Origin of the sequence: Variovorax soli NBRC 106424, assembly GCF_001591385.1 — a bacterium.
Lineage (GTDB): Bacteria > Pseudomonadota > Gammaproteobacteria > Burkholderiales > Burkholderiaceae_C > Variovorax > Variovorax soli.
In genome coordinates this window covers 1-8198 of sequence record NZ_BCUU01000155.1, presented here as the reverse complement: position 1 = coordinate 8198, position 8198 = coordinate 1, and the positions used below count along the sequence as shown (strand labels likewise).

8 protein-coding genes are annotated in these 8198 nt (G+C 70.1%); 2 read left to right on the top strand and 6 right to left on the bottom strand.

Translation table 11 applies throughout. The features are described 5' to 3' along the window. Positions 1-122 precede the first annotated feature (122 nt). From VSO01S_RS25120 to VSO01S_RS25095, 6 genes are all read right to left on the bottom strand, one after another. Positions 123-434 (bottom strand): hypothetical protein, encoded by a 312-nt coding sequence (locus tag VSO01S_RS25120; RefSeq protein ID WP_068645502.1) that lies wholly within the window; start codon positions 432-434, stop codon positions 123-125. After that, complete coding sequence (locus VSO01S_RS25115; RefSeq protein ID WP_068645501.1) at positions 427-753, bottom strand: helix-turn-helix domain-containing protein; 327 nt, start codon at positions 751-753, stop codon at positions 427-429. Before VSO01S_RS25115 ends, VSO01S_RS25120 begins: the two co-directional genes overlap by 8 nt. An 87-nt stretch (positions 754-840) precedes the next feature. Further along, positions 841-1299: a RidA family protein gene (locus VSO01S_RS25110; RefSeq protein WP_068645500.1), complete on the bottom strand. Its 459-nt coding sequence runs from the start codon at positions 1297-1299 to the stop codon at positions 841-843. A gap of 46 nt (positions 1300-1345) precedes the next feature. Then, positions 1346-2266, bottom strand: a complete 921-nt coding sequence (locus VSO01S_RS25105) for a transglutaminase family protein (RefSeq protein WP_068645499.1) — start codon at positions 2264-2266, stop codon at positions 1346-1348. Positions 2267-2285: 19 nt separating this feature from the next. Next, a complete protein-coding gene (locus VSO01S_RS25100) occupies positions 2286-4931 on the bottom strand; it encodes a circularly permuted type 2 ATP-grasp protein (RefSeq protein ID WP_068645498.1) in 2646 nt (881 codons plus the stop codon). Further along, positions 4931-5908 carry a LysR substrate-binding domain-containing protein gene (locus tag VSO01S_RS25095; protein ID WP_068645497.1) on the bottom strand — a complete coding sequence of 326 codons (978 nt, stop codon included), beginning with the start codon at positions 5906-5908 and terminating at the stop codon, positions 4931-4933. Before VSO01S_RS25095 ends, VSO01S_RS25100 begins: the two co-directional genes overlap by 1 nt. 216 nt (positions 5909-6124) lie before the next feature. On the opposite strand from VSO01S_RS25095, the gene VSO01S_RS25090 reads away from it, so the two are divergent. After that, the gene (locus tag VSO01S_RS25090) at positions 6125-7474 is read left to right on the top strand and encodes an MFS transporter (RefSeq protein ID WP_068645496.1); all 1350 of its coding nucleotides are present in this window, start codon (positions 6125-6127) and stop codon (positions 7472-7474) included. 74 nt (positions 7475-7548) lie between these two features. Further along, a complete protein-coding gene (gene uraD, locus VSO01S_RS25085) occupies positions 7549-8076 on the top strand; it encodes a 2-oxo-4-hydroxy-4-carboxy-5-ureidoimidazoline decarboxylase (protein WP_068645495.1) in 528 nt (175 codons plus the stop codon). Positions 8077-8198: the final 122 nt, after the last annotated feature.

The following is an 8198-nucleotide window of genomic DNA, read 5'->3' as shown; positions in this document are numbered from 1 at the left end:
GGCGCGGGCTGGTGGGGCCTGCGCGAAGTGCTGCGCCGCCCGGTGGTGGACACGCTGCGGCGCGCGGCCGAGTAGGGAACGAACAGCGCGCGGCCGCGAGCCGCGGTTGCGCATCTCGCCGGTCAGCGCGCCCCTTTGATCGGCGTATTGGCGTGCGCCTTGCGCTGGGCGCCGAGTCTGTCGTTGTCCAGGTACTGGGCGAGGACCGCCAGGTCCGCATCGCTCACACAGCATGCCTGGAAGTGTTCCTTCCACCCATCGACGGTCTGCGCCACTTCCCGGACGATGGCCCTCGCCGCCGGGAGCTTGAGCCCGAAGGCTGCGGTTTCGGAGAGCGCATTGTCCAGCGTTGAATCAGCACCCTCGCGGCCCACGAGCAGCGCCTGATAGCCGAGGAGTTGGTCCTTCGGTTCGTACGGGCTGCTGTCAGGCATGGGCCTTCGCTCCGCGGCGCGTTGCCGTCTTGACCTCGCCTTCCAGTGCCACCAGGTCGTGTTGCGGGTCCGCCAGTACCGCCATGGCCTCGTGGCGCCTGATCAACCAGAGTGCGGTTGCATAGACGCCCGCCGAGACGGTCGGGTCGCCCTTTTCCATCTTGGCCAGGGTCGGCACCGAAACGTTCAGCCGGGTCGCCCAGTCCCGGAGCGATTGCTTCCTGCGCTTGCGCGCGACAGCCAGGTCGCTCCCCAGGCGGGCCAACGCAGCAGCCACCACCGGGGGCAGGCTCTCGACGGCATCCGATCTTCTTGGCATGAATCTATTCTTTCACAAAACTGGAAAAAATAGAAAGAATAGATTCAAATTAGTCGTAGCGGGACGACGCGAAGGCCGGTGGGAGCCTCAGCCCACTTCTGCGATCAGCTCGATTTCCACGATCACGCCGAAGGGCAGTTGCGCCACCCCGAAGGCGCTGCGCGCATGCGCGCCCTTGTCGCTGCCGAACACCTCGCCGATGAGGTTGCTGGCGCCGTTGGTCACCAGGTGGTGCTCGGTAAAGGTGGACGAGGAGTTCACCAGGCTCATGAGCTTGACGATGCGCGTGACCTTGTTCAGGTCGCCCACTGCGGCATGCAGCGTGCCCAGCAAATCGATGGCCACGGCGCGCGCGGCCTGCTGGCCTTCCTCGACCGACGTGCCGGCGCCCAGCTGTCCGACCCAGGGCTTGCCGTCCTTCTTGGCGATGTGGCCCGAGAGAAAGACCAGCGAGCCGGTGCGCACGAAGGGCACGTAGGCAGCGGCCGGCACGGACACGGGGGGCAGGGCGATGCCCATCTGGGAAAGCTTGTCGTAGACGCTCATGTGGTGACTCCTGGTTCTGCAATCAATCGGGGCATTCTCGCCCTGCTCAGGCAGCGGGCGCCTGCGCGTCGTCCTGCGCCTGCACGGGCAGCACGGTCACGCCCACCTTCAGCGTGTGGCGCGCGCCGCCGTGCAGCACGCCGCGCATGGGCGAGACGTCGGCAAAGTCGCGCCCCGTGGCCAGCGCCACGTAGTCTTCGCCGGGCTGGCGGCCGTTGGTCGGGTCGAAGTCGGTCCAGGCACCTGCGCCCTGCGCGCCGGGCAAGTAGACCGAGACCCAGGCATGCGACGCATCGGCGCCCACCAGCCGCTCCTGGCCCGGCGCGGGCTGGGTCAGCAGGTAGCCGCTCACGTAGCGCGCGGGCAGCCCCAGGGTGCGCAGGCTGCCGATCATGATGTGGGCGAAGTCCTGGCATACGCCGCGCCGCTGCGCCAGCGCCTGCACGGCGGGCGTGCTGATCTCGGTGCTGTCGCCGTCGTAGATGAAGTCGCTGAACATGCGCTGCATCAGTTCGTGCGCGGCGTCGAACAGCGGCCGGCCCGGTGTGAAGCTGGTGCGCGCGTAGGCAGCAAAGTCGTCGTGCCGCGGCACGTAGTGCGATGCGAAGACGAACTCGCCGGCCGCGTCGTATCCGGCGCCCTTGCGGTAGCGGAAGCGCTCGCGCACCTGCTCCCACGGCACGCTGCGCTCGGCCTCGCCGGGCAGCGCGGGGGTCGAGGTGCGCACCAGGCTGTGGGCGACCACGCTCAGCTCCTCGTGCGTGGATTCGAGCGCGAAGAAGGTGCGCGCGTTGCCGTAGGCATCGGCCGAGTCGCTGCGCTGCGCCGGCGGCGGCGTGATCTCGATGCGGTGCTCCAGCAGTTCCTGCGAGGCGGTCTGCAAAGGCTTCAGGTGCGCCAGGTGCTGCGCCGTTTCCACCGGTGGCGTGTAGGCGTAGTGCGTTTCATGGGTGATCTGCAGCAGCATGCCGGTGCTCCCGCCAGGTTCAAACGCCCACCGAGCGCAGAGACTCGGAAGTGAGCGTGAAGTAGCGCGTGCCGATGGCGTCCGACACGTGGTAGGCCGCGGTTTCGCAGTGCTCGAACAGTTCCATCAGCGCCGGATAGTGCACGCCTTCGCCCGGCGCGCACAGGTGCTCTAGCGTCCAGCCGGCGGGGTCGGGCAGTTCGTACGACAGGGCGGTGAGCTTGCCGGGCGCGCTGCCCGCCAGCCGCGCAATGCGCCCGCGCAGCGTCTGCGTGACCCAGGCGAGCGAACGCGGGTTGTCGCCGTCGAGCACGAGCAGGTCCACCAGCGTGGCCACGTCGCGGCGCTGCTGGTAGCGCGCATGGAAGGTGATGGTGCTGTCGAACAGCGCCACCATGGCCTCGAAGCCGGGCAGCTCGTGCACCGCGCCGTTGCCGAAGCCCGCGCCCAGCGCGTCGGACAGGAAGGCCAGGCGCTCGATGTGCCGGCCGATGGACAACAGCCGCCAGGCGTCGTCGCGCGTCATGCGGTCGGTCTGCGCGCCGGTGAGGGCGGCCAGGCCCTGGCTCGTGTCTTCGAGGATGCGCAGCACCGCGCTGGTGGCGTGGCTGCCGCCGGCCACTTCGCCTGCCTGCTCGGCGGCCTGGCGGGCAAACTCGGCTTCGCCGCGCACGATCTGGTTCCACACGTCCTGCGACAGGCGCTCGCGCACGGCGCCGGCCGCGTTGCGAATGCAGCGCAGCGCAAAGCCCACGCTGCCGCCGTCGGGGTTGCCCAGCTCGGCGATGAGCGAGCGCTCGAACACGCGGCGCGAACGCGGGGCGCCGGGCACGTCGGCCGGCACCAGCGCGTTGTGGCGCGCCAGCTGGTGCAGCCATTCGAGCAAGGCGGCCGACGACCGGTCTTCGCCGGCCAGCAGGCTCAGCGTGAGGCGCGACAGGCGTACCGCGTTCTCGGCCCGCTCGGTGTAGCGGCCCAGCCAGAACATGTTCTCGGCCGCGCGGCTGGTGACCGGCGCGCGGTGCCGCGCCATGGACGCGGGCGTGTTGTGGATGGGCAGCAGGCTGGTGCGGTCGATGGCCTCGCGCGTCTGCACCCAGGCGTCGGCACTGCTGCCGCCGCGCTGCATGGAGGCGATCTGCCCTTCCTGCCCCGCGAGCCGGGCGAGGCCCCCGGGCAGCACGCGCCAGCTTTGCGCGCCATTGCTCACCGCGAACACGCGCAGCAGCACGGCGCGCGGCGAGATCTGGCCCTCGCGCGACCAGGTGGGCATCTGCGACACGGGCATGTAGGCCTGCACCGTGTGGGCTTCGCCGTCGAGGGCGATGCGGCCCGCCCATTCGTCCAGCTCGCGCCGGCTCAGCCGGCTGCCCAGCACCGCCTCGAAGTTGCGCTGAGCGTCGGCATAAGTGGCCTTGATGGCGCAGGTGCCCAGTTGCGGCAGCGCGGCTTCCATGGCCGCGCGTTCGCCGCACCACCAGGTGGGCAGCGAAGGCAGTTCCAGCGGCTCACCGATCAGGCGGCGCGCCAGCGCCGGCAGGAAGCCCAGCAGCGCGGGCGATTCGAGAAAGGCCGAGCCGGGCGCATTGGCCACCAGCACGTTGCCCGCGCGAATGGCCTGCAGCAGGCCGGGCACGCCCAGGGTGGAATCGGGGCGCAGCTCCAGCGGGTCGAGGAACTCGTCGTCCAGCCGCTTGATGAGGCCATGCACCGGGCGCAGGCCCTGCAGCGTCTTGAGGTACAGGCGCTGGTCGCGCACCGTGAGGTCGCTGCCCTCGACCAGGGTGATGCCCAGGTAGCGCGCCAGGTAGGCATGCTCGAAGTAAGTCTCGTTGTAGGGCCCGGGCGTGAGCAGCGCGATGTGCGGCGGCGCGCCGGCCGGGCACATGGCCTGCAGCGCCTCGACCAGCGCGCTGTAGGTGGCCGCCAGGCGCTGCACGTGCAGCGACTCGAAGGCCTGCGGAAACTGGCGCGAGATGGCCAGGCGGTTCTCCAGCAGGTAGCCCAGGCCCGATGGCGCCTGCGTGCGCTGCGACAGCACCCACCAGTTGCCGTCGGGCCCGCGCGCCAAGTCGAAGGCGGCGATGTGCAGCCAGGTGTCGCCCGGCGGCTTCACGCCCTGCATGGCGCGCAGGTAGCCCGGGTTGCCCTGCACCAGCGCGGGCGGCAGCAGGCCTTCGGCCAGCATCTGCTGCGGGCCGTAGACGTCGGCCATCACCCGGTCGAGCACGCGCACGCGCTGCAGCACGCCGGCCTCGATGCCGGCCCAGCTGTCGGGCGAGACGATCAGCGGAAACAGGTCGAGCGACCAGGGCCGCTGCGGGCCGTCGCGGTCGGCATAGACGTTGTAGGTGACGCCGTTGTCGCGGATCTGGCGCGCCAGGCTCTGGGCGCGGCGCGGCAGGTCGGCAAAGCCGCCCGGGCCGAGCGCCTCGAAGAAGTGGGACCAGGCCGGGGCCAGGGCATCTGTTTCGGCATCAGCCGGCTTGGCGGCGCCGGTGCGGTCCACGGGCGGCGCCGGCGGCGTGAGGCGGTCGCGCAGCTCGTCAAAGTGGCCGGCGGCGGCCCGGGGCGCGAGGCTGGCCGCCAGCGCAGCCATGTCTTCGGGCGCGCCGGCGTCCGCGAAAAGCGAGGGGTTGAAGGAGGAAGGGTTGAGAGGGTCCACTACCCGTCGATTGTCCCATTGGCCGGGGTGCCGCTCGTGGCCCCCGGCGCCGACTGCGCCAGGTGGCTGCCCACCGTCGACAGCAGCCCGCGCAGCCAGCGGTGGGCGGCCTGGTGCTGCGAGCGCTCGTGCCACAGCTGGTAGAAGCGCATGCGCGGAAAGCCTTCGGGCGCCGGCACGCTCACCACCGGCAGGCTGGCGGTGAACTGCTCGGCGAAGTGGCGCGCGGTGGTGAACACCAGGTCGCTCTGGGCCACCAGGTAGGGCGCCATGGCGTAGTAGGGCACGAACACGCGCGCGTCGCGGGTCTGCCGCAGGCCCGCCAAGTGGCTGTCGACCACCGCGCGGTGCGACTTGGCAAAGGGCGTGGGCACCACGTGCGCGGCCGCGAGGTAGCGCTGCAGCGTCATCGCGCCCGGCGCGGCCAGCGGATTGTTCGGGCTCATCAGGCACACCAGCTCGTCCTCGATGAGCAGCGACAGGTGCATGCGCTCGGGCGGCAGCGGCCAGTTGCCGATCACGATGTCCAGCTCGCCCTGCGCCAGGGCGCGCTCGTAGTCGTAGCCGGGCGTGAGCGGGTGGATCAAGAGGCGCGCCTGCGGCGCCTCGGCCCGGAAGCGGCCCACCACCTCGGCCATGAAGCTGGCGGCCAGGTAGTCGGGCGTGGCCACGGTGAAGGTCATGACGCTGGCGCCGGGCTCGAAGCGCTCCGGCCCGGCCAGCATGCGGTCGATTTCGCCCAGCACCTCGCGGGCGCTCTCGCGCAGCTGCAGCGCCCGGGCGGTGGGCACCATGCCGCCGCGCTCGCGCACCAGGATCGGGTCGCCGAAGGCATCGCGCAGGCGCTTGAGGGCCGCGCTGATGGCCGGCTGCGTCTGGTTCATGCGCACCGCCGCGCGCGAGACGCTGCGCTCGGCCACCAGCGCCGCCAGTACGCGCAGCAGGTGGATGTCGACTAGGTCCTGGCTTCTCGTCATTTTTGTAGGGGTTCGACCGGATGGCGTGCCCTTGCGGGGCGCGACCTATCGCGCTGGTTTATGGCGCACATTCCGCAGGCTCCGCGCGCCCCAGGGGCATTGTGCCTACAGTGCGCCCCCAAGGCGGCGGCTCCTTTGCGCCCCCGCAGGCGGCGGCTCCTTTCGGACCGGGACCGGGCCGCCCAGCCACAGATCCAGGACCGAGGAGACAAACGCATGACATCCACCGCAGCGGCCGCATCCACCCGGCCCACCGCCGCCCCGTCCGAGCTGGACGGGATCTACCGCAAGATCATCTGGCGGCTCATTCCCTTCCTGATGCTCCTTTGGGTGCTGGCCTGGATCGACCGGGTCAACATCGGCTTCATCAAGCTGACCATGCTCGACGAGCTCAAGTGGAGCGAGGCCGTGTACGGCCTGGGCGCCGGCATCTTCTTCCTGGGCTACTTCTTCTTCGAGGTGCCCAGCAACCTGCTGCTGCAGAAGATCGGTGCCAAGAAGACCATCATGCGCATCACCATCGGCTGGGGGTTGACCTCCATCGCCACGATGTTCGTGAAGACGCCCGAGCAGTTCTATTTCCTGCGCTTCCTGCTGGGCGTGTTCGAGGCCGGCTTCTACCCCGGCATCATCCTGTACCTGACCTACTGGTTCCCGGGCACCCGCCGGGCCAAGGCCTTCGGCATGTTCATGTCGGCCTCGGCCTTCGCGGGCGTGATCGGCGGGCCGCTGGCCGGCACCATCATGACCGGCATGCACGGCGTCAACGGCTGGTCGGGCTGGCAGTGGGTGCTGCTGCTCGAGGGCATTCCCTCGGTCGTGGCCGGCTTCGTGACCTACTTCTACCTGACCAACAAGCCCGAAGAGGCCAGCTGGCTCACCCAGCGCGAGCGCCAGCTGGTGCATGAAGACCTGGAGCGCGACGGCCATGCCCAGGGCGAGCGCGAGCACAGCATGCTGGCCTCGCTCAAGAGCGGCCGCATCTGGCTGATGATCCTGATCTACTTCTGCATCATCGCCGCCAACTCCTCGCTGACCTTCTACGGCCCCACGCTGGTCAAGGAAGTGGGCTTCACCAGCCCCGTGGCGGTGGGCTGGATCATGGCCGTGGCCTACCTGTGCGGCGCCGCCGGCATGATCTGGAACGGCTTCCATTCCGACAAGCGTCAGGAATCGCGCTGGCACTGCGGCCTGGCCGCGGGGCTGGGGGCGGTGTCCCTGGTGGCCATCGCACTCTTCCTGGGCAACAGCGCGCTGGCCGTGCTGATCGGCCTGACGCTGGCGATCGTCGGCACCATGAGCGCCATTCCGGTGTTCTGGCAGATGCCCAACTATTTCCTGGCCGGCACCGCAGCCGCAGGCGGCGTGGCGCTGATCAACTCCGTCGCCAACCTGGCCGGCTTCGGCGCACCCTGGATGCTGGGCCTGATCAAGACCAGCACCGGCAGCCTCTCGCCCGGCCTGTACGTGGTGGCGGCGGTCGAAATCTGCGCCACCTTGCTGATCCTGGCCTGCGTGCCTGCATACCGCAAGCAGCGCATCGGCGCCGTCGCTCCCGCGCACTGAACCAAGCGGCCCAGCCTGGCCTTACCAGCGCCGGCGGCCATGCTGCCGGCGCCACTCATCACCGAGCATTTCCGATGACCCTCACCACCACCCACCTGAGCCTGGCCGAGCTCAACGACATGGACCAAGGCGCCTTCGTTGCTGCCGTCGGCCCGACTTTCGAGAACGCCTCCTGGATCGCGCAGGCCGCCTGGTCGCGCCGCCCCTTCGCCAGCATCGACGCGCTGCATGCGGCCATGCTCGACGCGGTGCGCGAAGCGCCCGAAGAGCGCCGCGTCGCCTTCCTGTGCGGGCACCCGGAACTGGCCGGCCGCGAGGCGCAGGCCGGCACGATGACGGTCGAATCGGTCGGCGAGCAGCGCAGCGCCGGGCTCGACGCGCTCAGCCGCGAAGAGCTGAGCGAGATGCAGCGGCTCAACCGCACCTACCGCGAACGCCACGGCTTTCCTTTCATCATCGCCGTGCGCCGCAATACCAAGCAGCAGATCTTCGAGGCGCTGCGCACGCGCGCCGCCGCAAGCACCGAGACCGAGCGCCGCGCCGCGCTCGACCAGATTGGCTTCATCACCCGCGGGCGCATCGACGCGCTGCTGGCTGGCTGACCGCCTTTTTGCTGAGAACGAGGAGACAGAGGAATGACGGACCCGATTCTTCCCCGGCCCGCGCGCCGGCAGTTCGCCCTTTCGGGCCTGGCGCTGGGCGCGGCTGCGCTGGCACCGCGCGG